Genomic DNA, 24,419 nt, shown 5'->3' with positions numbered 1-24,419 from the left:
TTACGAAATAATCTCCGCGAGATCGGAAAGAACTTTTCTATTTAAAAGTTCTATTTTATTTTTATCGATACCAATCCATTTTCTATCTCTAAAATCAGATAGAGAGCGAATCAAAGTCTCTTTCGTTGTTCCTATACAAGTTGCCATTACATCGCGCGTAACGTTTATCGTTAGCTCGGAATCTTTATCTGCTGCATCGCTAAACGAAATCAGTAAAGCAGCGAGCCTACTATGAATCTGTTTTGTGCCTAAAGAGTGCATAGAATTTTCAACTACCTTCCATTCATCAGCCAGGTATTTCATTACTTCTAATTGAAAAGCAGCGTCAACTTTGATTAGCCGCAGAATTGTTTCTTTGGAGATATAACATGCGATTGTATCTTCCACACATATCGCAGAATGATTGTAAATCTCTCCGCCAATAGCATCTCTAAAACCAACCCATTTTCCTCTGCTTGCCAGTTGAAATGTCTGGACTCTACCGCCCACACTTGCCTTGTAGGTTCTAACTAAGCCCTTTTCTATACAATAAAAACCGGTTACTATTTCCTGTGCTTGAAAGATCATTTCTTTCTTTTTGAAACTCAGTCGAATTTTTTCTTCTGATACTTCTGAAAGACTATCAGATCCCGTGCAATGAAAAAGCCCGTATTCTCTACTAGGACAAGTAGAACAGAACGATTTATCTAACAATAAGAAACCATTTCTAATACCTCCCTTCTCTATATCCCCATCACGAATCCGTGTCATTTAATAGATAGTCCTAAATACATTTTTTTTGAAACATAAATCACCGGTTAATTTCATTTATCCAATATACACTGGCGAATACGAATTGTTATATGACAAAGTGGAGATAAATACAATGATTCCAGAAACACCGAACACTACAACCAATCTAACTCTTAGACAAAGAGCGGTAATTGAGTTTAATAAAAAGCATTCCTTAGAAGCTTCCTTTCTAAATGAAACAGAAGAAAATAAGTTTATACACGAAATAGAAATACATCAAATAGAATTGGCAATGCAAAATGAAGAACTGATACAAGCAAATGAAAAACTAGAAGCGGCTACTCGTAAGTATACGGCAAGGTATGATTTTGCGCCAATGGGGTATTATACCCTTGAAAAAGATGGAACGATTTCAGAATTAAATATCAGTGGTGCAGAGCTTTTATCGAAAGCTCATAGCGCATTACTAAAAGCGAATTTTAAACTATTCATTTCTGAACAAACAAGACAAATATTCAATTCTTTTTTTCAAAGAGTGACTGAATCAGGACATAAAGAAATTTGCGAAGTTCAATTAATAGAAGATGGTATTCCCGGAAAGCAAGTTCATATAGAAGGAATTTACTCTTTCGTTGAGAAAAATTTTCTAATCACAGCAATCGATATAACAGAGCAAAAGAACGCAGAAGAAAGAATTAAGAGCTATACTGATGAATTGGAAAAAGTGAATCAAGCAAAAGATAAATTCTTTAGTATCATTGCGGATGATCTGCGTAATCCGTTTCTAGGAATCATCACAATCTCAGAATTATTAGAAGGAAAACTTTCTAGCGTAAACAATGAATTATCCTCACAACTATTAAAGTATGTAGAAATTATTCATGCCTCTTCAAAATCTGCATTCACCGTATTGGAAAACCTAATGCAATGGTCAAAATCTCAGACAGGCGATATAGGCTTCAACCCGACGAGTAGATATATGAATCGAATCATTGAAGCTACGCTTCCTCTCATAACGGTAAGCGCATTTAAGAAAAATATCACAATCGAAAATGGTTTAATGGGAAAAGACTTAGTTTATGCAGATGAGGCTCTAGTGACCACGATTCTACGAAATCTATTGACCAATGCAATTAAATATACATTCTTCGGAGGGAAAATAATATTATCCACTGAGGTAAACGGAAAATTTTTAGAAGTCTCCGTCGCCGACTCAGGTATTGGAATTGAAACTGTTAATTTTGATAAGATTTTTAGATTGGATTCTAAGTTTACTGAGCTTGGAACGGAAAACGAATCCGGCACAGGCCTAGGGCTTATACTATGCAAAGAGTTTGTAGAAAAACAAGGTGGTAGTATTTGGGTGAAAAGTAAACTTGGTATTGGCACTGTGGTTACATTTACTTTGCCACTCGAATTAGAAGGGCAAGCAAATGAAGAACAGTGAAAGTAAACTCAGCACAGTAGATTTTCCAATTGTAGGTATCGGTGCATCTGCTGGAGGACTCGCTGCTTTCGAAGCATTCTTCTCAGGTATGCCGCCTATAGTTAATCCAAATATGGCTTTTATAATAGTGCAACATCTCGCACCGGATCACAAAAGTATTCTAACAGAACTCATTCAACGTTATACGCGAATGCAAGTTCTAGAAGTAGAAGATGGAATAAAAGTAAAACCTAATTGTGCTTACATCATTCCTCCCAATCGAGATATGACATTTCTAAATGGATCGCTTTTCTTAAAAGAGCCCTCCTCCCCCCGTGGTCAACGTCTCCCGATTGATTTCTTTTTTCGTTCTCTTGCTCTAGATCAAAAAGAAAAAGCAATTTGTATTGTTCTTTCAGGAAATGGCAACGATGGAACGATAGGCGTCAGAGCCATCAAAGGGGAAGGTGGTATGGCAATGGCACAAAATCCAGAGACAACGGAATACGACGGTATGCCCCGCAGTGCGATTGCTACTGGCTTAATAGACTTCATATCCCCTGCAAAATCAATGCCTGCTGAACTAATACAATATGTAGAGCATTCATTTGGTAAACTTCCTAAAATGATTTCATCAGCAGACACAAAAGAACTATTTGATAAAATATTTGCTCTTTTAAAGGTTCAAACAAGTCATGATTTTTCTGAGTATAAACCAACCACGATTAACCGCCGCATAGAAAGAAGAATTGCCGTTCATCATATTGATTCAATGGAAAACTATTTCAAGTATCTACAAAAGACTCCAGTTGAAGTTCAGATGCTATACCACGACTTACTCATTGGAGTTACTAGTTTCTTTCGAGATACAGAAATATTTCAAATTCTTGAAAATCAAATCATTCCCAAAATCTTTGCCAATAAGCAAGCAGGGGCAGTCATTCGTATCTGGTCTACCGGTTGTTCTACAGGAGAAGAGCCTTATTCTCTCGCAATTTTATTGCAAGAATATCTAGATCGGGCAAAACAGAATTTTAAATTGCAAATCTTTGCCACTGACATTGATTCGAGAGCAATCACTATTGCCCGCACTGGCACTTATTCTTCCAATATTACTCTCGATGTTACACCGGAGAGACTCGCTCAATATTTTACTTTCGATGATTCAAAAGCCGCCTACCGAATCAGTAAGAGTATACGGGATATGGTTGTATTTTCCGAGCAGAATATTATCAAAGATCCCCCCTTCTCTAAAATTGATTTAATAAGCTGTCGAAATTTAATGATCTATATGAATGGAAATTTACAGAAGCGGATAATTCCATTATTTCACTATGCTTTGAATCCAGAGGGGATTCTTTTTCTAGGCAATTCAGAAACGATTGGGGATTTTGGTGATTTATTTTCTGTAGAAGATAGAAAAGCAAAAGTCTACCAAAGAAAAGAAGTCTTTAGAAATATATCTCAAACTATGTTTGGAAAATTCCACTCAATGCCAGGGCTACCCGCAGTCAATGTTTCCAGCCATCCAGAAAAACTAGTTACGCAAACAAAACTACCCTTCAAAGAATTAACAGAAAAAGCCTTACTACAACAGATTGCTCCCAATGGAGCTCTCATAAATGCAACAGGCGACATACTATACCTATATGGAAGAGCAGGAGTCTATTTAGAATTACCCGCAGGTGAGTTTGGGACAAGCAATATTATTAAATTGGCAAAAGAAGGTCTAAAACAAGATTTAATGATTGCACTTAGTAAAGCCGCAAATGAAACAACTATCGTTCATCGCAGTGGCATATTTATCAATATAGAAGGTAGCCCAAAGAATATAAGCATTACCATTCGACCCGTATTATCGGAATTTTCCGAAGGCTCTAGCACTCCCCTTTTTCTTGTAGTTCTTGAAGAAGAGGCAACCCCTGAGCAAAAAGAAAAACCATATAAATTCGCTGACGATTCTTCTTCGGATGTAAATGAGTATATAACCCAACTAAAACAAGAACTAAAAACAAAAGAAGAATTTCTACAGAATCTAAACGAAGAATTAGAAACATCAAATGATGATCTGAAATCTTTTAACGAAGAAATGCAATCTGTCAATGAAGAATTACAATCTACAAACGAAGAATTGGAAACTTCCAAAGAAGAATTGCAATCTGTCAATGAAGAGCTTGCTACAATCAATACGGAATTACAAACCAAAGTTACAGATTTATCAAGAGTAAACAACGATATGAATAATCTGCTGGCAGGAACTGGGATCGCTACTATTTTCTTAGATTTGTCATTGCGGATACTACGATTTACCCCTACTGCAATAAAAATTATAAACCTAATCCCAACAGATGTAGGAAGACCGGTAGCACATGTAGTTTCAAACCTAATTGGCTATACTACTCTCGTTGACGATTTACAAGAAGTCCTGGATTCATTGATTCAAAAACAAGTAGAAGTGCAAATACAAGACGATAAGTGGTATACAATGCGTATCCAACCTTATAGAACTCTAGAAAATGTAATCGAAGGAGCCGTTATCACGTTCTCAGAAATTACAGAGCGAAGGATTGCAGAACAAAAAGTAAAAGAACTTCTAGAAAATAATGAAGTGCTATTAAGAGAAGTGCATCATAGAATTAAAAATCATATGGCTAGTGTTTTTTCTCTTCTATCACTTCAATCTACTAACGCAAGTGAGGCGATAGTCGCGACTGCCCTGCGAGATGCAGCTAATAGAGTGCAGAGCATGATGGTATTATATGACCAATTAAACCAATCCAAGAATCTAGATAAAATTTCTGCTAAAAAATATCTTACTACTTTAGTAGATCAAATTCTTGGCAATTCTCAAATTGCAAGCTGGATAAAGACAGAAAGGAATATAATGGATTTTGAATTGGATGTAAATCGTTTGCAATCGCTCGGTCTTATTGTAAACGAGCTATTAACCAATACAATCAAATATGCATTTAAAGATAGACAGGAAGGTTTCATTAAGATAGAAATGCTTGTTGTGGATCAAACTGTGTTTGTTAGTGTAGAGGATAATGGCAACGGAATAGCGGAATCAATTGATTTTGACAGCTCCACAGGCTTTGGATTGAAGCTTGTTAAAATGCTTTCTAAACATCTGAGTGGAAAGATTGCAATTATAAGAAATAAGGGAACAAAAATTACTATCGAGTTTCACCTTTAATTTTGGAAATAATAAATTCGGACATACTTGTGGCTAATTCGTGTTCACCCATAAAGATTTTACCCACTCTTTCTTTTTGTAAGAGTTCCGTTTCTTCATCGCTATGAGTTCTCACGACTGTCTCTATATTCGGGTTTAGAGTGCGAGCAATCTCGATCATCTGCCTTACTAAAAAAGTATCGGGTGTAGCTACTACAAGAGTATGAGCGCGTGCAATATGAGCCTGTATTAGAACGGCAGGCTCGGAGGCATCGCCGCATACTGCCGCGTAACCGCTTTCTCTTAAACTTTCAACAATTTCTCTATTTTGTTCGGCTATAACGTATTTAACTTTTGCTTGCACGAGTGCTTGCCCGATTCTCTTTCCAACTCTACCATATCCAACCAATACAACATGTCCTGTTAAATGCTCGGAGTCAAAGGTCATCGGTAGTTCTGCTAGAGGGTCATCATTTTGCTCGAAAAATCTAACAAATTTGGATCTAGTTCGAATCCATACTTGAATCGGCTCTATTGTTTTAAAAATAATTGAGTTGAGAGTAATCGAGATTAGGGATCCGGCTAGGATTAGATTTTGTCCTTCAATAGAAAGTAATTTCAAAGACACACCTAGACTTGCGAGTATAAAAGAAAATTCTCCAATCTGAGCAAGTCCTGCGGATACAGTCAAAGCAGTATTTAATGGATAACCAAATCGCAAGACTAGAAAAAAGACAACGATTGACTTTGCGAATACAATTAAGACAACTACAATCAAAACTCTTAAAGGCTCTTCCAAAAGAATCTTTGGTTCGAATAACATTCCAACAGAAACAAAGAACAATACAGAAAACGCATCTCTAAGAGGTAAGGACTCATTTGCCGCACGATAACTCAAATCAGATTCCTGCAATACAAGTCCCGCAAAGAAAGCTCCTAGAGCAAATGATACTCCAAAGAGTATTGCAGATCCATACGCGATTCCTACAGCAGCAGCAATTACGCATAATGTAAATAATTCTCTAGATCCAGTTTTTGCAACTTGCCAGAGAAGCCAGGGAAATAGCCGTTTACCAATAACGAGCATAAGCAAAATGAAAATGGTCACCTTACCGAGTGTAATTCCAAGAGTAGTCCATACCGACATATCAGAATTAGCCGCGAAAGAACTTCCATTCAACCAACCAGAAAGCGGTGGAAGTAAAACTAGCACAAGCACTGTGACTAAGTCTTCTACTACCACCCAACCCACTGCGATTCTTCCATTTACAGATTCAAGCAGTCCTCTACTCTCTAAAGCTTTTAAAAGGACAACCGTGCTTGCTACCGAGATTGCAATCCCAAACACTAATCCTTCTCCAAAACTCCATCCCCAGGTGCCAGTGATTAGAATTGCTAGAATTGTGGCTAGAATGATTCGAAGAATAGCTCCTAAGATCGCGATGCGTCTAACAGCCAGTAAATCCTCTAGTGAAAAATGAAGTCCCACTCCAAACATTAAAAGCATGACTCCAATTTCTGCCAACTGACCTGACAATGCCATGTCTGCGACAAAACCGGGAGTTGCGGGACCTGCGATGATTCCTGCCACTAAGTAGCCAACGAGAGCAGGTAATTTTAATTTTGCGGCAACGAAGCCGAGGATTAAAGCAAAGACAAGGCTTACTGCAACTGTTGTAATCAGACTTAGATTATGAGGCATCTCTAAATACAACCTTCTAGTAATTCACGCGAATTTTTGGAAAGATTAGGCATAGCAAGAACACGCCCGATTTCCTTTTGTGCAATTTCTTTAATTTCGTCAGGAAATTTATTTACGAAATTAAAACAACTACAGAGTCTTGCGGCTACTTGCGGATTGATTTTATCTATTCGAATAATTTCATCACAAAGCCATGCATAGGTTTTTTCTTTTTCCCGTTGCATCACAAAATGATTCTTTCCAATTACAGAGTGAAGAGAATAAATATTATTCGGATTTTCAGGATTAAATGGTGGCGTTGTAGTAATTTTTTTTACGATCTCAAAGGTCTTGGTTATGCGAGAAGATGCCTGGACTTGTAGCCATTTGTTAAATACAACCGCGTCTTCCTTCCAACGATTTAGGAATTCATGCAATGCTTTTTGTCTTTCTTCACTGTCTGTATAACATAAGGCAACTAACGCATTTATTTTATCAGTCATGCTCTTGGCTGCGCTAAATTGCTCGAATGCAATAGATATAGAGCTAGGATGACTTGCTTCTACTAAGTAAAAGAGCAAATGATTCTTTAACGCACGATCCCCAATGGAGTCCAATTTATGATGAGCATGGTATAAATCTAGAATAGCATCTTCATACTTCTGAACAAATGCAATCGTAATACTATGATTAGCCGCTTGAAATGCTTTTGCATCTAGAATATCTTCTTCCTGTGCAATAAAATCATCTCCCGGTATTTGGAGCATAAGAGATTTAAACTGTGCATCTATTTTTTTATCTAGCAGTATATAGCCGATTGCCTCAATGATTTCTGAATTGGGTCTAAGTTCTTTTTTGCTGTGATAGTCTGCAATTAAACTTCGCAGTTCTTGTAAGATCATTTTAAAACAAGCTTCGCGGCGATTAAAGGAATCTTTATCAAATTTAATGATATGCAAAAGCTCAGCCTGTGTTGCATTCCAATGAAGCTTGATAGGAGAGGAAAATTCACGGTTTAAGGATAATACGGGTTTATCGCTAATTTCGGTAAATAGATAAGTCTCTTCTTCTTTTTTTAAAGAGATGAGAGCTTTGCCGTCTGAATTATACGCTATATCTTTTGAATTCAGTTTATAATCATTTCCCGTCGTATCGAGTAACCCGATGAGTAAAGGAATATGAAACGCTTCTTTACTCGGTTCTTTTTCTGTGGGCTTACAAAATTGCTTTAGAGTAAGCGAATACTCTTTCTTATCCGCATCGTAGTTTTCCGTGACATTGACTTCGGGGGTTCCGGATTGGCTATACCATAATTTAAACTGCGTAAAATCAATGTTATTCGGCTCTGCAATCGACTTTGCAAAATCTAGAATAGTAACAGCCTTGCCATCGTATTCTTTGAAGTAATTGTCCATTCCTTTTCTAAAACCATTTACTCCAACCATAGTATACATCATTCGAATGACCTCTGCTCCCTTTTCATAAATGGTAGCAGTATAGAAATTATCCACAGCAAGACAACTCTCCGGTCTTACGGGATGAGCGTTAGGTCCTTGCGTCTTCGGCAAACTGTCTTGCTCTAAGTGCGTCTACATTTTTAATTCTCTCTACTGCTCTAGAATGCAGATCAGAAGAAAACTCTTGGTCTCTAAACACTGTTAGCCCCTCTTTCAGAGAAAGCTCAAACCAGTTTCGACAGGTCACTCGATTTCCTGTCCAGTTGTGAAAGTATTCATGAGCGACAACTGACTCAATTCGCATAAAGTCATTGTCTGTGGCTGACTCCGGATCGGCTAATACCAAACGGGAATTAAAAATATTGAGTCCTTTATTTTCCATTGCTCCCATATTAAAATCATCAATCGAGACAATCATATATTGATTCAAATCATACTCAAGACCAAATCTTTCCTCATCCCACTTCATCGCTTTTTGTAAGGACAAAAGAGCATGAAAGCATCTATCCTGTTTTCCATGCGAAGCGAAAACTTCTAGCTTTACTTCCTTGCCTGACTTTGTTGTAAAAGATCCTTCGACTACGCCTAAGTCTCCGGCAACTAACGCAAATAGATAGCTTGGTTTTTTAAATGGATCTCTCCAGACAGCTATATGTCTACCATTTCCAATCTGCTTTTTAGAAATCAAATCTCCGTTAGAAAGTAATACCGGATACTTCTTCTTATCTGCTTCGATGCTTACAATATAACTAGTCATCACATCAGGTCTATCTAAGAAATACGTAATATTTCGAAATCCTTCTGCCTCACACTGAGTCGCAAAGATTCCATTGGATAAGTAAAGTCCTTCACAGGATTTGTTTTCTTCTGGGTTAATTTCTACAATTGTTTCGAGAGTAAAATAATCGGGAACGGATCGAACTGTCAAAGAATCTTCTGTTACAAAGTATTCTGCGGCTGACAGTTCTTTGCCGTCGATGCGAATACTTAAGAGCTTTAATCCTTCTCCATTTAGAACGAGGGAAGTCTCTTCTAATTTTTCAATTGATAGCTTTGCTTTGACCTGTGTTTCCTTTTCGTGTAAGCTAAAAAATAAATCGATACTCTGCACTTTAAAAGAAGGAGCTTTATAGTCTTTTAGAAAAATTCGCGTTGGTTGGTTCGTATTCGTAGTCATAGAATCCTCGTAATCAAAAAAGAAAAAATTGTATTTCTTATCCGATACCGATACAAGTAAGTAAAACAAGTTTCCAAGTCAAGTTGTATTGAAATCAAAAAATCAAATCGGAGAAGTAACAAAATGAATCTACCTCATTGCCCCAAATGCAAATCAAACCTAACCTATGAAGATGGAGATATGCTCAATTGTCCTGAATGTTTTCATGAATGGGCAAAAGCGGAACAATCAGAAATGGCAATCGAAGACGAAGGAGTGCGAGATGCTTACGGCAATCTACTAGTAAACGGTGACAGTATCACAATCATCAAAGACTTAAAATTAAAAGGCTCTTCTTCTACATTAAAATCCGGCACAAAAATAAAAAACATCCGTCTAATTGAAGGAGATCATAATATCGACTGCAAGATAGACGGCATCGGCGGCTTACAACTAAAATCCGAATTCGTAAAAAAAGTAACCCCCTGATTTACGGCTAATAGCAATCATCCCTAAGTAGTCTATAGCTCAATATTACTATTAAAGATACTATCAACCTTAATATTAAACATACTCCTAAATTTTTTGGAGTATGTTTGAGATTATCTTTGATAGTGGACTTGATAGTATTTTAGATAAAAGGGCTGGAAGTGGCTAACGCAAGATAAACACACTTTCCTGTTAACGGACGGCAGGGATGCCTATCCTACCATTTGAATTTCAAGCACCTTTCCAATTATCTTCTTTTGCGTTTTGATAGATTGTCCACCAATCTTTTTGTTTTATTTTTTTTTGAATTGGCAGGCTTCTTAGTTATGACTGTTGGCTTTTTCTTAGCAGGAATTTTTTTTATCGGTGTTCATCGGTGTCCTCGGTGGTAATCTTTTTCCCCACAATTCCACTAACTCCACCTGCAATCATAGAAGCAAAAATTATAGAATAAGGAAGAATCTGCGAGTCAGCAGTTTTTGGAATAAGCACAAATGTAATGAGGACACCAACGCAACCACCGAGCAGAGTAAATAGATAACATCTTTTAAAATACTTCCACGATTTGTATTTAAAATAAAAATACGAATAGCAGATAAGACTAATTATCCCCGTAGATAGAATGAAAGATAAAAAGATAACAAATACCGCCGCAATTAATAAACCAAAAACTTGAGTCATAATTTTCTCCTTTATTATACTGTCACCTCGAACGCGCCAAGACGAAATATGCGCGAGCACTGGGCGGAAGATTTGTGAGAGGTCTATCTAGCAAATAAAGTATAAGATAAACCTAATAGTATGTTTGCAAAATAGATTTCTCACACTTCGCACAAACTGATGTGCTCGGTTCGAAATGACGGTTTTGGCAGTTCGAGGTGACCGTATTACTCTTCACTTGACACCTAATCAATTTTTAATTTTACAGTAATACTATGCAAGAAGAAAAATCACAAAAACTCTGGGGCGGAGATTTGAGACAAAAGCCGCTTCTATCATGGAAAGAATTGGCGAATCGGTTAGTTTTGACAAACGGTTGTATAAACAAGACATCGTGGGAAGCATTGCACACGCAAAGAATTTATTAAAAATAGGCATTCTTACCAGAGAAGAATTTGATAGCATTGTCACAGGACTCATGCAAATCAAAACAGAAATTGAACTCGGACAATTCCATTATACAACAGAGCTAGAAGATATTCATATGCATATCGAATACCGCCTAACGCATTTAATTGGGCAGGCGGGAAAGAAATTACACACAGGTCGCTCTAGAAACGACCAGGTCGCGCAAGACGTTAGACTTTTTATCCGAGACGAAACAGAAGAAATCCTGGTCTCTCTTTTGCACCTACTTGACGTTATCCTGAATAAAGCCAAAGACAATCAGGAACTAGTGATGCCGGGTTACACTCATTTACAAGTAGCACAACCAATCCGAACCTCTCATTACCTACTCGCCTACTTCTGGGCGTTTGAAAGAGACTTTAAACAATTACAGCATACATTAGAAGTAAATGATTTTCTGGTTTTAGGCTCGGGTGCTCTTGCCGGCGTAAATTACAATACGGATAGAGAGCTTATGCGCGGTGAATTAGAATTACCCGCTATGAGTGAGAATTCAATCGATGCAGTTTCGCAAAGAGATCATATTCTAAACTTTTTATTTGCAGCTTCTCTTATACTCGTCCATGCTTCTAGACTCTGTGAAGAAATTATCATCTACTCTTCCGTCGAGTTTGGATTTATTTCTCTTCCTGATTCTCTCACAACAGGCTCTTCGATTATGCCACAGAAAAAAAATCCAGATATAGCAGAGCTAATCCGTGGAAAGTCTGCAAGAGTGATTGCTAACTTGAATCATATGTTGATTTTACTCAAAGGTCTTCCGCTCGCCTACAATCGGGATTTACAAGAAGATAAGATTTCTCTTTTTGATTCTGTTGACCAGGTAAAAATTTCTATCGAGGGGATAACAGAGATGATCCGCGAAATGAAATTTTTCCCTGAAAAAATGCAAGCTTCGTTAAATCGTGGTTTTGCGACAGCGACAGACCTGGCAGACTATTTAGTGAATGACAAAAAAATTCCATTCCGCGAAGCACATGAGCATGTAGGTAAACTTGTCTCTCTTTGTGTCCAAAGAAATAGAACTCTAGCAGACATCGATGAATCGGACAGAGCCTCTATCAGCGAGCATTTCGTAGGAGATAGCTATTTTGAAGCAATTTCCCTTGTCAAATCCACGGAAAAAAAGAATGTCTACGGCGGAACTGCCTCAAACAGGCAAAAAGAGCAGATCAAAAAGGCAGAAAATTCGCTTGCACACTTACGCCAAAGTTTACAGGCTGAAAAATAAGTAATTAGCGTGAGTCGAAGCCTTCCGGGCGGTTTGGGGCCCCGCCAGGCGGGGGGGTTGGCAGTTTACCAGGTGGGGGGGTGAGAGTTGGGCAGGCCGCACCCGTGGTTAGGCCATTCGAGGTGACAGTAAATAAAGGTCATGTCATCATTAATGCTTACGAATTAAAATTTTGAGGTCAGAATGAATTTTTTTAAATTAATAGTTTTATTTTCCTTATCCACACAAATCCTTTTTTGCAAAGACAAGTCTTTCCAAAAACCAACTTACAAACCAGCGGACTATACCAAAGTGGAAGTAGTCGTTCATAAGAAAGAGGACACGACTGTTGCCCTTCCAGACAAAAAAGCGATATTCGCCATCATTGACACGAACAAAGGAAATCTACTCTTAGAACTCTATCACGACAACGCACCGTTAACCGTTCAAAATTTTATTGATCTAGCCCAAGGGGAAAAAGAATTTCTAAAGCAAGGCGAGAAAGTAAAAAAACCTTTTTACAACGGACTTACTTTTCATCGAGTAATTGCCGGCTTCATGGTGCAAGGTGGTTGTCCGAATGGAGATGGAACAGGTGGACCGGGATATTCCTTTGACGATGAAATCAATGCAGTCTCTTTAGGTCTAGACAAAGTAAAAGTAAAAGACGCTCCGAGCTACGGAAGACTTCTACAAAAAGCAGTCTTAGTAGGAATGGGAATTAAAAGCCAACAAGATTTAGAAAGCAGAATCACAGAAGCAGAAGAAAATTTAAAACAGGCAAGTGAAATGAGCGTCTTAGAGGTATTAGCCCGTAACGGTTACAAATACAATGAAGTCATCACAAGTAAGAAAGCCATCAAAGGCGCGCTCGCAATGGCAAATGCAGGTCCAAATACAAACGGCTCTCAATTCTTCATCAATGAAGTAAACACTCCTCATCTTGACGGCTTACACACAGTATTCGGTCAACTGCTTCCTGCGAGTGATACAATATTTGCACAAATTGTAAAAGATGGAAATGCAAAAACCATTATCAATAAGGTTGTGATTGTAGACAGAAGAGAAGGTGTTACAAAATGAGCGAAATGCAAAATAAGGAAGAAGCTTATATCGAGGCTATGACGCATATCGCTTCCCTTAGCCAGAACGATTCAGTCAGTGCTGTCCTCGATAAGGTTTCCAAAATTCCAGAAGACTTAACTCATAAGGATGCAATTCTAGTTGAGCTAGATAAAAATAGAATTTTTCCAGAATCATTCATGAAGATTATCACTTTCATTATTTTTATTCTAAGTGAAAGATCCGAAATCAACAAACTCTACGAAGAGTCGATGGAAAGATATGAGACAATTAATAAACTCACCGCGAAAGGAAGACCAACCGAGGATGAGGCTAAAATTAAAAAGACTCTGACTGATTTCATTTTAAAGATTGAATCCTTCTACGAAGCGCACGACAAAGCGGGAGACTCGGCAATCAAGGAACTAAACCGGCATATGACGGAGCTGAATATTAAACACAATATCGACCGGGAAATTCTACACTATAAGATTTCCCCCCGCTCTTTTCAGCAAATTCAGCCTCATTTGATTTCGCTTTTGGATGTTTACTTCAATTACAAAAAAAATAAGGGCATTTTGAAAAGACTGATCAAGATTTCGAACTATATTATCGAAGATGCTGTAAAAAAAGCTTAGATGGATGGATTTTTTAGTTAGATTCAGAAAATTTAGCCGATTCTTAAACTGTATGCTAAAGCTAGCCCTAACATTTTTTCTATGCCTATTGCCAATCTTATCTTATCCAGATATGGATGTGCGTGGAAATTTTACGGAAAATTTCTTTGGTCTTCAAGGAAGAGTCAATTTAAAACTGACCTCCATGAGCTACAAACAAAAAGAACCAATATACCTTGACTTTACAATCAAGAATTATGGAAACGAAGTCATTCGTATTTTTCCCACGACTGAAAACCTGGAGACCTATCAATTTGTAATCACGGACGAAAACGATGATGTATTGCAAGCAAGGGAAAATCTAAAGGCTGAAATTCTAAAAAGCTCCAAGATTAAGGTGAATAACTTAGTTGGTGATAGAGTCAAAGAAATCATCGTTCATAAAAATGAATCTTTTACAAAGCGTTTTAACCTAGATGACTACTATGAATTTACTCCCGGCAAGAAATACTATGTGACCGGTTATTTTTATCCAAACTTTACAGAGGATAAGAACACGTTTGCGAAGAGCGAAAACCAAACCATCTTCCAAATCGAAAAGAAAAAAGAAGAGCGCATTAATAAACGTCACCATGATAGTGAGTTAGCATCTGATGGACTCGCACCGGAAGAGACTGTCTATTTATTTTTAGGTGCTGAATTAAAAAAGAACTGGAACCATTACTTCAAATACATTTACTTTCCAGAATTTATCCTTGGCTATACTAAATTTGCTAACGAGTATACTTCAACTGACACAGGTTACAAAGATATCGTGGTGGATGAATTTAAAAAATATCTAACAGAAAGACGTTCTGGAAATTTGACTTATTATAAAATTACTTCCTCAGAAGAAATCAATCCTTCTATGGCTAGAGTATACGTGCACGTAGAAAGAGAACTAAACCGTATTCCTTCCAAGTTTGAATATCAATACACTCTTAAAAAAACAGATGACACCATGAAAGGATTCTGGAAAATTTCCGGTGTTGTAGTAAAGGTAAAAAAATGACAGAGATACTTTCACAAGATGAGATAGACGCACTATTAAATGCAATTTCCAGTGGCGAAGTAAACGAAGAAGAATACTCAGCCGTTGGTGAACAAAAAAAAGTAAAGATCTACGATTTTAAACGTCCTGATAAATTTTCAAAAGACCAGATTAGAACTCTCCAAATGATGCACGAGACTTTCGCTCGTCTGGCTACTACCGGATTATCCGCTCAGCTTCGTGCGTTAGTCGGTGTGCACGTTGCATCGGTGGATCAGTTGACTTACGAAGAATTCATTCGTTCTATTCCTAACCCTACTACTCTTGCCGTAATCAACATGGATCCACTAAAAGGATCTGCTATCTTAGAAATGGATCCTTCTATTTCATTCACCATCATCGACCGTCTCTTCGGTGGAAAAGGAGAATCTGCTAAGATCAACCGAGAACTCTCCGATATAGAGATGTCAGTAATGGAGGGGATTATAGTTCGTATCCTAGGTAACTTACGAGAAGCATGGTCTACTGTAATTGACTTACGTCCTCGTCTTGGTAACATTGAGACTAATCCACAGTTTGCGCAGGTAGTTCCTCCAAACGACATGGTGGTATTAATTACCCTCGAAACAAAAGTCGGTGACGTAGAAGGTATGACAAACCTTTGTATTCCTTACATCACAATTGAACCTATCATCAACAAACTCTCCGCACAATATTGGTATTCCTCTATTCGCCGTGGGGAAACAGACGAAAACAAATCCGTCATCCAAGAACGTCTCGATGGGGTTACTATCCCGTTAATCACAGAAGTAGGATCCGTTGACATCTCTATGATGGAACTCATGAACCTACAAATGGGTGATGTAATCAAACTAGAAAATACTCCTACCAAAGCAGACATGATTATCAAAGTAGGAGAACGCAATAAATTCAAATGCATCCCCGGTCGTGTTGGCAATCGTCTCGCTGTTCAGATTGGGGAAATCATCGAAGAGATTCCGGATGAGTTATTAGGGTCTACTAGGTCAGAGCAGGAATACTAGGAAGATTTGCCACAGAGGCACTGAGACACGGAGGTGGGGATAAGAAGAGTTTACCACCGATGGGTTTAGATTTTTAACCACGAAGAGCGCGAAGAACACGAAGGGAATTTAATCTTGATTCCAGTGCTTTTCAGGTAATATGTATTATTCAATTTCTAAAGCATTTATTAATGCTTCATTTAATTCTTGCAATTTTAATTTTGATATTGAGCCAATGTAGTTTGTCAATTTTGCTTTTAAAATACTAACTAACTCGTCACAGTGTATAATACATCTATTGCTTCTTTATTTAATTGAGATGCTTTTTTATTAATTATCTTTAAATCATTACTTGGACTTTTTTTTCTGCGTGTATCAGAACTAGATTTCGCTTTCATTGTGCGCAGATATTGTAACTCCAACAAAATTCGCTCAGCAATGATTTCCTGCTCTATTTCAGAAAGAACTCCTAACTTTTTAACTGCCTGTGTAAGAAGAGAATTCATAACACAATAATATAGTTTATTTTTCATTTGACAAGCAATTTAATACAACGAAAAGCTAACGCCGCAAAAGAGATACGTTAGTGGAAATCTCCCTAATATTGGGTAGATTTGACATAAAAACCCTCTTTTTTTGCTAAATCTCCCCAATCTTGGGGATAGACAAACGTAAAAGGAATGGTCATTATTGGTGCTCACGTCCGTTGTATTAAAATCAAATAGATTTCATTAACTAAACACCCCTTACACCTAAAAAAAGATAAGGCTAGAAATTTATTCTCAACCTTACAAACCTCTCACTCATAAGGGGATAACAGACTTTATCCAACAAACACAAATTACCTTAATCCCAAATCCTCCCCATCGTTTTTTTATCTGTGTCCATCAGTGTCCATTCCACCCTTCGCTCCAAGTATTCGCGACCGGCGCCTTCGCATGGTAATCCCCAAAATCCCCAACTACTTATTTGCACTAAACCGCACAACTTGATTAACAACCGGCTTCACAGTTTTCAAGAATTCATAGATAGCGCCAATATCTTCTTCTGTCATGCCTGCATACATAGTCCACGGCATAATAGTATTAAACTCATTTGCTTTTACTGAAGCAGGTGGTTTAACATTGGGGTCATTGGATTTGAATCTGCGAACAAATTCTTCCTTTGTCCATTTTCCGATTCCTGTTGTCTCATCAAAAGTAATATTCGTAGATTTCAAAATTCCAAACGGCATAGGAAAAGTTCTACCTCCTGCATAGTCCATTCCAGGAAGTGGATTTGCTTTATCATCTACATCAGTATGACAATCAAAACAAGCAGCAGCGGTTACTAAGTATTTGCCATAGGCTACAGTATTAGATGAATCTGGTTTCTTTGTTAGATTTGCCTCTACAGGAAAAGTCTTCATGATGATTCCCATCGGAAAATCAGGCTTACCCGCAGGAATTTTACTTTCAATTGGTGGCATAGTTTTTACATAGGCTATGATGGATAAAATGTCTTCTTTGTCTAATCTTCCATAATTCTTAAATGGCATCACTGGAAAGAACGGGTGATTATCGCGACCTACTCCACTTGTAATCGCACGAAATAGTTCTGCATCCGACCAGGTCTTTAAATTGTATTGTGTGATATTAGCCGCATAAAACGCTCCCGGAAAACCAAACTTTTGGTCGAAGACCTCTCCTCCTTTTCCTTCTGTCCCCGGTGTTATCGGACCTGAATACTTTGTCCAATCTCTGGTGGAATGACAATCCACGCAAACTGTTACATGGTTTGCTAAATAAGACCCACGAGCAATTCTCTCTGGTGTTACTTCCACAAATAATTCTTTTTGAAGTTTAACGTTCGGTAGAAAGATTACAATACCACCGACTATCAATAATGGTATACTGACTATGACTAATAACGCTATTTTTATAATTTTATTCATTGTCCCTCTTTTATTTTTTGGTATACATTGAGAAGATGAGTTTTTTTTGAAAATCTTTTTTTAATACAGTAAGTAATTTATTATTCTCAGCCAGGACGATACGCGACATATCTGTATTTCCCTCACCATTTTTTTTCCATACCTAGTAGTATATATATACTGAATAAAAATACTTTTTTAATCAATATATACTTGACTCAATTTCAATTCTGTCATTCAAATTAGGAAAGAGGAAAATCATGACAGAAACAACAGGCATTTTACTTAACCTAACAGAAGAACAATTACAACTTAGAGAACTCGTAAGAGACGTAGTAAAAAAAGAAGTCATTCCGGTAAGAGCATATTACGATGAACACAATGAATACCCACGAAAAGTTTTAGACAAGTTTAAAGAAGCAGGACTTTACCCGGCAATGTTCGAAGAAGATGCCGGTGGACTCGGTCTTGGAGTTATGGCTCAAATGATTCTCATCGAAGAAATCTCTTATGGCTGTCTTGGGATTAACGTGTCATTTGCCACAACTAAACTCGGAGCATTGCCTATTCAAATTGGTGGAACCAAAGAACAAAAAGACAAATGGCTCGCTCCCCTTGTTACAGGAGATAAAATTGCTGCCTTCGGATTGACTGAACCAGGTGCAGGATCAGATGTTCCTAACATGTCTACCACCGCTGTCAAGAAAGGCGCAAAATACATATTAAACGGAACCAAGCAATGGATCAGTGGAGCAGGTCAAGCCGACATATACACAGTATTCGCAATTACAAACCGAGAGCGAGGAACGAGAGGCATATCTTGCTTCATCGTCGAAAAAGGAACTCCCGGATTTTCATTCGGCAAGAAAGAGGACAAACTAGGTATCCGCTGCTCAGAAACTAGACAACTTATCTTTGAAGACTGCGAAATTCCAGAAGAAAATTTGATTGGACTCAAAGAGAACACTGGATTCTTAACGGGGCTAAGAACTCTTAACCTCTCTCGTCCTGCTGTGGCAGTTTCGGCTGTCGGCTTAGCACAGGGAGCATTTGACTGTGCCATTCAATATTCTAGGGAGCGAGAACAGTTTGGTGTAAAAATTGGAAGTTTTCAGGCTATTCAACATTTGCTTGCAGATATGGCAATGCGAATTGAGGCAAGTAGACTAATGACTTATAAAGCTGCCCTACTCTGTGAAATGGATCATAAAGATATGGCTAAATTCTCTGCAATGTCAAAATGTTATGCTGCGGATACTGCCATGTTTGTCGCAACAGAAGCGGTTCAGATTTATGGTGGATATGGGTATACAAAAGAGTATCCGGTAGAGAAATACTTCCGTGATGCAAAGATTCTACAAATCTATGAAGGCACAAGAGAAATTCAAAAGAACGAAATCGCTGCCGGACTAATCAAAGAAAACGCTACAAAGAAATAAGAGGGACTATGAAAAATCTATTTGATGTTACAGGCAAAACAATCTTAATCACAGGAGCTAGTCGAGGAATTGGAAAATCTCTTGCTTTAGGCTTTCGCGATGCAGGAGCAATTGTATATGGCACAGGCACAAAACAAGAAACGATCGCTTGGATGAAAGATGCAAAGATTGAAGGTAGAGTCAATAACCTACTAGAAGAAGACAAAATCAAAGACATCATCAGTGAAATAAAAACCAAGCACGGCAAGCTAGATGTATTGATTAATAATGCAGGAATTTCTCTTAATAAACCGGGATCCCATTTAAGTGAAAAAGAAATGAGTGATCTAATCGACATTAACTTCAAAGCAGTCTTTCGTGCGAGTCAGGCTTATTATAAATCACACAAACAAATCGGTGGAAACATTATCAACATCGCATCAGTCTTAGGCCTGCGGGGATTTACCCTTGCCTCTGTTTATTCTGGCACAAAGGGTGCTGTAATTCAGCTTACTCTCGCCTGTGCTGCTGAATGGATTCGAAGTGGATTTCGGCTAAACGCTATTTGCCCCGGTTTCATTGACACTGATATGGTTGGAAATATGAAATCAAAAGAAGCCCTCATGGAAGGAATCAAATCTCGCATTCCAATGGGACGAATGGGCAAGCCAGAAGAGCTTCTCGGAACAGCCATCTTTCTTGCCAGCGATGCATCTTCTTATATAAATGCACAGACGATCGTAGTAGACGGCGGAATGACTAATATTGTTTAGCCGCACAGAATGAAAACATGACATAGAACAAGTGAGGATAATATGGATTTTACAGTAACAAAAGAAGTAGAAGATTTAAGACTCAAGACGCGGGAATTCGTAGAGACAGTTGTAATGCCCTGCGAAAATGATTATGATTATACAATCGGTCGTCTACCAGAAGAGATAGCTCAAGGCCTCCGTAAAAAAGTTAAGGCAGCAGGACTTTGGACTCCCCATCTCCCTAAATCAGAAGGAGGACTGGGATTAGATTCAGTTGGAACTGCAATCATATTCAGTGAATTGGGTCGATCTCCTATTGCGCCGTTTGTGTTTAATTGCGATGCACCGGATGAGGGTAATATGCATTTACTTCATATTGCCGCAAATGAAGAGCAAAAAGAAAAGTTTTACTACCCGCTAATAAAAGGAGACATTCGCTCTGGATTTGCGATGACTGAACCTGCACCGGGAGCAGGAGCAGACCCACAGTCTCTTTTAACCAATGCTGAAAAGGTTGGAGATAAGTATATATTAAATGGTCGTAAATGGTTTTGCACAGGGGCTAATGGTGCTAAGTTCCTAATTGTAATGTCAAAAGTAAGTGGAAGCTTTCGCTGCTCTACTCTATTCTTAGTTCCAACGGATGCTCCGGGTTATACGATGGTTAGAGAAGTTGCAACTATGGGCTCACACGGACAGGGAGGACACTGCGAATTAAACTTTGAAAACGTAGAAGTTCCTCAGTCAATGATACTCGGTCGAGTAGGAGAAGGATTCAAATGGACACAGGAGAGACTTGGTCCTGCAAGGCTAACACATTGTATGCGCTGGATAGGATTAGCAAGACGCTCTATGGAAATTGCAAGAGAATTCGCAAAGCAAAGAGAAGTGTTTGGTTCAAAGCTTTCCGAGCATGAAGGAATTCAATGGATGTTTGCCGAATCTGCTTTAGAAATTGAATCTGGTTTTTTACTAACACTCAAAGCCGCTGATACTTTGCAAAAGGGCGGTGACACAAGGCAAATTATTTCGATGGCGAAGTGGCATGTAAGCGAAATTCTTTGTAAGTGCGTAGATCGCGCAATTCAAATTTGTGGTTCTCTAGGTTATAGTCGGGACTCTAAGCTAGAATTATTCTATCGAGATGCCCGTGCAGCAAGACTAGCAGATGGTCCGAGTGAAGTTCACAAAATGGTGATTGCCCGCAATTTGATGAACGGAAAACATGAATTTTAAAAACAATATCCGTAGAGACGTAGCGCGCTACGTCTCTACGGATACGAGAATAAGATATAATGGACGTTTTATATGAAGATACTTTTTATACTAATGCTGTTCTTACTAAATATTAACAGTTATGCAGGGAAAGAAGAAAAGGAAAAAGACAAATGCGAGAAATACATTTCGAAAGGCTATCTAGAAAGTGAGAAACTAACTAAGAAGCCGATTTTAAAAATTGATTTTAGCTTAAAAGATTTCTTTCCCAAGGCGGCAAAAGAAAAAGGAATTCAAAAAGGACAAACTACCGTTCAAATATTTATCAATAAAAATGGAAAACTAGTTTGCACTTCCATTCTTAAAAAAAGTGAAGGATACGGGTTTGATGAAGCAGCCCTTCAAATTATCCGCAAAGCAAGATTTCGCCCCGGTGAGGTAAATGGCAAACAAGTAGATTCCTTCGTTATCTTACCCGTTGAATTTAGCCTAGACTGATTCATCATAAGCCTACTATTTTGCCACAGAGACTCAGAGACAGGGAGGGGGAGCATAAGGAGACTGGCGAATGTGTCGAAGGGCGACTTTAATCAATAAAGTCATGGATTCGAGAGCCTCACCATGACAACCGTTCTTCTAATTTTTCAACAACTCTATGCTAGTCTTACCGCACTCTCTGATTCTCAGTGGCTCAGTGGCTTTTTTCACAAATCTGCATTTATTTACAATTAAAACCATAAAAATGTTGTCTCAAATGAAATAGAATCAATTATAACTTATATATATGAACATCAGGGCTTTCGGGAAGACGGATATAGGTATCATTCGGGAAAACAATGAAGATAATTTTCTAATTATGAACATTGGCAACGGTGATGAAGGAGATATTAAAAATCCTGCATCAACTAGTGATGGCATAATGCTACTCGTAGCCGACGGAATGGGTGGCGCTGTAGCGGGTGAGACTGCATCACTCATCATGGTAACCGAATCCGCTAAATACATACGGGATCATAAAACAACTAAACCAGAAGATGTAGTTCGTGAATGTCTTTTGGTTGCTCATGATCAATGCCATCGGATGATTAAGCTAAATCCAGGACTTATGGGTATGGGCACAGTTGCAACCGCTGCAATTGTCAAAGGGGATCAGCTTTTTATTTCACAAATTGGTGACACAAGGCTTTATCTCTATCGAAACAAAACTCTTATCCAAGTTACAGAAGATCAAAATTTCGTATCTGAGCTTGTCCGAATCGGAATTATCACTCCCGAGCAAGCAATGATTCATCCGCAAAGAAATGCAGTTACGCAGGCTGTAGGCTCTATTGAGCCAATTATCCCTGTTGATTATATACAAAGTCTTGAACCAGGTGATAAACTACTAATATGCAGTGATGGACTCAACGCAATGATTAGTGATATGGAAATTCAACTTCTTCTAGAGAGCAGTAAAAGCTTAGAAGTCATAGTAGATAACCTTATTTTTGCTGCAAAGGATAGCGGTGGTCATGACAATATAACCATTATTCTCGCCGAGGTTCAAAACAAATAATGAAATCTTATTATATTGATTCAGAAAATGTTAAACTGCATGTCCTAGCAGCAGATCAGATCGATGGAAAAGAAACGATTCTTTTTTTGCACGGATACCCCGACACTTCTTCTAGTTGGGAAAAACAATTTGAATATTTCAAGGACAAATACAGAGTAGCTGCTTTCGATCTAAGAGGAATCAAGAATCCATTTCAAGAGCATGTTCCTGCTGATTTTAATATACAAACCTTACTGTCGGACTTAGACAATGTTATCGAATTCTTAGTTGGATCTAATGGAAAAGTCCACTTAGTTGGTCATGATTGGGGTGCCGTAATCTCTTGGTGTTATATCTCTGAACCCAATAATTCGAAGAGAGTCTTCACTTACACTTCTATTAGCTGTCCACATCCTAGACTTTTTTTAAACAATGTATTCGGTAAGCTATTCAGTGGAAATTTTTCCGAAATACAAAAGTCATTGGACCAAATCTCAAAGTCTTGGTATATTCTTTTCTTTCAAATTCCAATTCTTCCTGAATTAATTTGGTCAACCGCAGGTGAGCCGATATGGAAAAGACTACTACTTGCTGCCAGTGTTCCTGATTCAGATGCAATGTTTCGTTTTGACCGAGAAAAAATATTGCAGAGCACTCTTGGCAATATCAATCTCTATCGCGCTATCCTAAAGAACTGGGGGGGCAACGTCCCCGAACTACCACAAGAAAAAATTCAATTGCCAATAACAGTAATTATTCCTGAACAGGATACTGCTCTTGCCCCCATGATTTATGAGGGAACAAAAGATATTTGTGTGAATGCTGATATTCATACTCTTCAGGCAAATCACTGGGTTCACCGAGAAAAGCCTTTTCATGTGAATCAAATAATCGAAAAGTTTCTCCGGGACTTCATGAAGAACTCGGATATTTATTTTCATGTTGAATGGGATACGGGAAATCTGAGCGCTGGCGAAATTTTGATTCAATTAAAAAAGAAAATTGGAAATATGAATTCTGGAAATATTCTGAAATTAAAGACTAAAGAATCTGGAATGAAGGAAGCATTATTTTCGTGGTCTCTTTTAACTGGAAATAAGCTTTTGAAATCGAAAGAGTCGGAATTTTATATTAAGCGTAGGTAAAAATAAGAAACGCGGATAACTTTTTCAAATCATCCGCGTTTAGTTTTATAATCAATTACTTGTTAAGTGATTATTTTTTAGCAGGTGCTTTTGCAGGTGTTTTTGCAGGTGTTTTAGCATCTTTAGCAGGCTCAGTTTTAGCTGGCTCAGAAGCTGCTGGCTCAGGAGCTTTTTCTTCTGGTGTTGAAGAGCAATATCCTAAGCTGATGATTAAAACTACTAGTAATGAAGCAATAACTTTTTTCATTAAATATC

20 protein-coding genes and 1 pseudogene are annotated in these 24,419 nt (G+C 38.0%); 14 read left to right on the top strand and 7 right to left on the bottom strand.

What is annotated here, in order from left to right; all coding sequences use genetic code 11:
* Positions 1–750, bottom strand: coding sequence for a Crp/Fnr family transcriptional regulator (locus IPH52_10640; protein ID MBK7055493.1), 750 nt, complete (start codon positions 748–750; stop codon positions 1–3).
* Positions 751–778: 28 nt separating this feature from the next.
* On the opposite strand from IPH52_10640, the gene IPH52_10635 reads away from it, so the two are divergent.
* Both IPH52_10635 and IPH52_10630 read left to right on the top strand, forming a co-directional pair.
* Positions 779–2,179, top strand: coding sequence for a HAMP domain-containing histidine kinase (locus IPH52_10635; GenBank protein ID MBK7055492.1), 1,401 nt, complete (start codon positions 779–781; stop codon positions 2,177–2,179).
* Entirely contained in the window at positions 2,166–5,354 is a 3,189-nt protein-coding gene (locus IPH52_10630; GenBank protein MBK7055491.1) for a PAS domain-containing protein, read from the top strand. Before IPH52_10635 ends, IPH52_10630 begins: the two co-directional genes overlap by 14 nt.
* Here IPH52_10630 and IPH52_10625 read toward each other — a convergent pair.
* Both IPH52_10625 and pepN read right to left on the bottom strand, forming a co-directional pair.
* Positions 5,335–7,035, bottom strand: coding sequence for a cation:proton antiporter (locus IPH52_10625; protein ID MBK7055490.1), 1,701 nt, complete (start codon positions 7,033–7,035; stop codon positions 5,335–5,337). The genes IPH52_10630 and IPH52_10625 overlap by 20 nt on opposite strands.
* 2 nt (positions 7,036–7,037) lie before the next feature.
* Positions 7,038–9,648 (bottom strand): annotated as a pseudogene (gene pepN, locus IPH52_10620) (aminopeptidase N).
* Positions 9,649–9,771: 123 nt separating this feature from the next.
* Between pepN and IPH52_10615 the strand changes: the two are divergent.
* Positions 9,772–10,116, top strand: a complete 345-nt coding sequence (locus IPH52_10615) for an alkylphosphonate utilization protein (protein ID MBK7055489.1) — start codon at positions 9,772–9,774, stop codon at positions 10,114–10,116.
* A 360-nt stretch (positions 10,117–10,476) separates the two neighbouring features.
* Here IPH52_10615 and IPH52_10610 read toward each other — a convergent pair whose 3' ends face one another.
* Positions 10,477–10,797 (bottom strand): hypothetical protein, encoded by a 321-nt coding sequence (locus IPH52_10610; protein ID MBK7055488.1) that lies wholly within the window; start codon positions 10,795–10,797, stop codon positions 10,477–10,479.
* 316 nt (positions 10,798–11,113) lie between these two features.
* Between IPH52_10610 and argH the strand changes: the two genes are divergently transcribed.
* From argH to fliM, 5 genes are all read left to right on the top strand, one after another.
* The gene (argH, locus tag IPH52_10605) at positions 11,114–12,475 is read left to right on the top strand and encodes an argininosuccinate lyase (protein MBK7055487.1); all 1,362 of its coding nucleotides are present in this window, start codon (positions 11,114–11,116) and stop codon (positions 12,473–12,475) included.
* Between the two features lie 183 nt (positions 12,476–12,658).
* Positions 12,659–13,537 (top strand): peptidylprolyl isomerase, encoded by an 879-nt coding sequence (locus IPH52_10600; protein MBK7055486.1) that lies wholly within the window; start codon positions 12,659–12,661, stop codon positions 13,535–13,537.
* Positions 13,534–14,154 carry a hypothetical protein gene (locus IPH52_10595; protein ID MBK7055485.1) on the top strand — a complete coding sequence of 207 codons (621 nt, stop codon included), beginning with the start codon at positions 13,534–13,536 and terminating at the stop codon, positions 14,152–14,154. The genes IPH52_10600 and IPH52_10595 overlap by 4 nt, the downstream gene beginning before the upstream one ends.
* Before the next feature lie 52 nt (positions 14,155–14,206).
* The gene (locus IPH52_10590) at positions 14,207–15,184 is read left to right on the top strand and encodes a hypothetical protein (protein MBK7055484.1); all 978 of its coding nucleotides are present in this window, start codon (positions 14,207–14,209) and stop codon (positions 15,182–15,184) included.
* Positions 15,181–16,206 (top strand): flagellar motor switch protein FliM, encoded by a 1,026-nt coding sequence (fliM, locus tag IPH52_10585; protein ID MBK7055483.1) that lies wholly within the window; start codon positions 15,181–15,183, stop codon positions 16,204–16,206. Before IPH52_10590 ends, fliM begins: the two co-directional genes overlap by 4 nt.
* A 248-nt stretch (positions 16,207–16,454) precedes the next feature.
* Here the strand turns inward: fliM and IPH52_10580 are convergent, their stop codons facing one another.
* A complete protein-coding gene (locus IPH52_10580) occupies positions 16,455–16,691 on the bottom strand; it encodes a hypothetical protein (GenBank protein ID MBK7055482.1) in 237 nt (78 codons plus the stop codon).
* Between the two features lie 455 nt (positions 16,692–17,146).
* Positions 17,147–18,118 carry a c-type cytochrome gene (locus tag IPH52_10575; GenBank protein MBK7055481.1) on the bottom strand — a complete coding sequence of 324 codons (972 nt, stop codon included), beginning with the start codon at positions 18,116–18,118 and terminating at the stop codon, positions 17,147–17,149.
* 257 nt (positions 18,119–18,375) lie between these two features.
* Between IPH52_10575 and IPH52_10570 the strand changes: the two genes are divergently transcribed.
* From IPH52_10570 to IPH52_10545, 6 genes are all read left to right on the top strand, one after another.
* Positions 18,376–19,536: an acyl-CoA dehydrogenase family protein gene (locus tag IPH52_10570; GenBank protein ID MBK7055480.1), complete on the top strand. Its 1,161-nt coding sequence runs from the start codon at positions 18,376–18,378 to the stop codon at positions 19,534–19,536.
* Positions 19,537–19,544: 8 nt separating this feature from the next.
* Positions 19,545–20,288, top strand: coding sequence for an SDR family oxidoreductase (locus IPH52_10565; protein ID MBK7055479.1), 744 nt, complete (start codon positions 19,545–19,547; stop codon positions 20,286–20,288).
* A gap of 42 nt (positions 20,289–20,330) precedes the next feature.
* Positions 20,331–21,506, top strand: a complete 1,176-nt coding sequence (locus tag IPH52_10560) for an acyl-CoA dehydrogenase family protein (GenBank protein ID MBK7055478.1) — start codon at positions 20,331–20,333, stop codon at positions 21,504–21,506.
* A gap of 72 nt (positions 21,507–21,578) precedes the next feature.
* Positions 21,579–21,983: an energy transducer TonB gene (locus tag IPH52_10555; GenBank protein MBK7055477.1), complete on the top strand. Its 405-nt coding sequence runs from the start codon at positions 21,579–21,581 to the stop codon at positions 21,981–21,983.
* Between the two features lie 286 nt (positions 21,984–22,269).
* Complete coding sequence (locus tag IPH52_10550; protein ID MBK7055476.1) at positions 22,270–23,040, top strand: serine/threonine-protein phosphatase; 771 nt, start codon at positions 22,270–22,272, stop codon at positions 23,038–23,040.
* Positions 23,040–24,164 carry an alpha/beta fold hydrolase gene (locus IPH52_10545; GenBank protein MBK7055475.1) on the top strand — a complete coding sequence of 375 codons (1,125 nt, stop codon included), beginning with the start codon at positions 23,040–23,042 and terminating at the stop codon, positions 24,162–24,164. The genes IPH52_10550 and IPH52_10545 overlap by 1 nt, the downstream gene beginning before the upstream one ends.
* A 70-nt stretch (positions 24,165–24,234) precedes the next feature.
* Here the strand turns inward: IPH52_10545 and IPH52_10540 are convergent, their stop codons facing one another.
* Positions 24,235–24,411, bottom strand: a complete 177-nt coding sequence (locus IPH52_10540; protein MBK7055474.1) for a hypothetical protein — start codon at positions 24,409–24,411, stop codon at positions 24,235–24,237.
* Between the last annotated feature and the right edge of the window lie 8 nt (positions 24,412–24,419).

The sequence above is a fragment of the Leptospiraceae bacterium genome (assembly GCA_016708435.1).
In the GTDB taxonomy this organism is placed as follows: Bacteria; Spirochaetota; Leptospiria; order Leptospirales; family Leptospiraceae; genus UBA2033.
The sequence above is the reverse complement of the archived record's forward strand: the minus strand, read 5'-3'. Positions and strand labels throughout refer to the sequence as shown.

Coding starts and splice junctions, on each gene's coding strand:
- IPH52_10565 (MBK7055479.1), top strand. CDS start 19,545: ATGAAAAATCTATTTGATGTTACAGGCAAAACAATCTTAATCACAGGA.
- IPH52_10625 (MBK7055490.1), bottom strand. CDS start 7,035: ATGCCTCATAATCTAAGTCTGATTACAACAGTTGCAGTAAGCCTTGTC.
- IPH52_10590 (MBK7055484.1), top strand. CDS start 14,207: ATGCTAAAGCTAGCCCTAACATTTTTTCTATGCCTATTGCCAATCTTA.
- IPH52_10630 (MBK7055491.1), top strand. CDS start 2,166: ATGAAGAACAGTGAAAGTAAACTCAGCACAGTAGATTTTCCAATTGTA.
- IPH52_10580 (MBK7055482.1), bottom strand. CDS start 16,691: ATGAATTCTCTTCTTACACAGGCAGTTAAAAAGTTAGGAGTTCTTTCT.
- IPH52_10595 (MBK7055485.1), top strand. CDS start 13,534: ATGAGCGAAATGCAAAATAAGGAAGAAGCTTATATCGAGGCTATGACG.
- IPH52_10540 (MBK7055474.1), bottom strand. CDS start 24,411: ATGAAAAAAGTTATTGCTTCATTACTAGTAGTTTTAATCATCAGCTTA.
- IPH52_10640 (MBK7055493.1), bottom strand. CDS start 750: ATGACACGGATTCGTGATGGGGATATAGAGAAGGGAGGTATTAGAAAT.
- IPH52_10555 (MBK7055477.1), top strand. CDS start 21,579: ATGAAGATACTTTTTATACTAATGCTGTTCTTACTAAATATTAACAGT.
- IPH52_10610 (MBK7055488.1), bottom strand. CDS start 10,797: ATGACTCAAGTTTTTGGTTTATTAATTGCGGCGGTATTTGTTATCTTT.
- IPH52_10600 (MBK7055486.1), top strand. CDS start 12,659: ATGAATTTTTTTAAATTAATAGTTTTATTTTCCTTATCCACACAAATC.
- IPH52_10545 (MBK7055475.1), top strand. CDS start 23,040: ATGAAATCTTATTATATTGATTCAGAAAATGTTAAACTGCATGTCCTA.
- IPH52_10560 (MBK7055478.1), top strand. CDS start 20,331: ATGGATTTTACAGTAACAAAAGAAGTAGAAGATTTAAGACTCAAGACG.
- IPH52_10550 (MBK7055476.1), top strand. CDS start 22,270: ATGAACATCAGGGCTTTCGGGAAGACGGATATAGGTATCATTCGGGAA.
- IPH52_10615 (MBK7055489.1), top strand. CDS start 9,772: ATGAATCTACCTCATTGCCCCAAATGCAAATCAAACCTAACCTATGAA.
- IPH52_10575 (MBK7055481.1), bottom strand. CDS start 18,118: ATGAATAAAATTATAAAAATAGCGTTATTAGTCATAGTCAGTATACCA.
- fliM (MBK7055483.1), top strand. CDS start 15,181: ATGACAGAGATACTTTCACAAGATGAGATAGACGCACTATTAAATGCA.
- argH (MBK7055487.1), top strand. CDS start 11,114: ATGGAAAGAATTGGCGAATCGGTTAGTTTTGACAAACGGTTGTATAAA.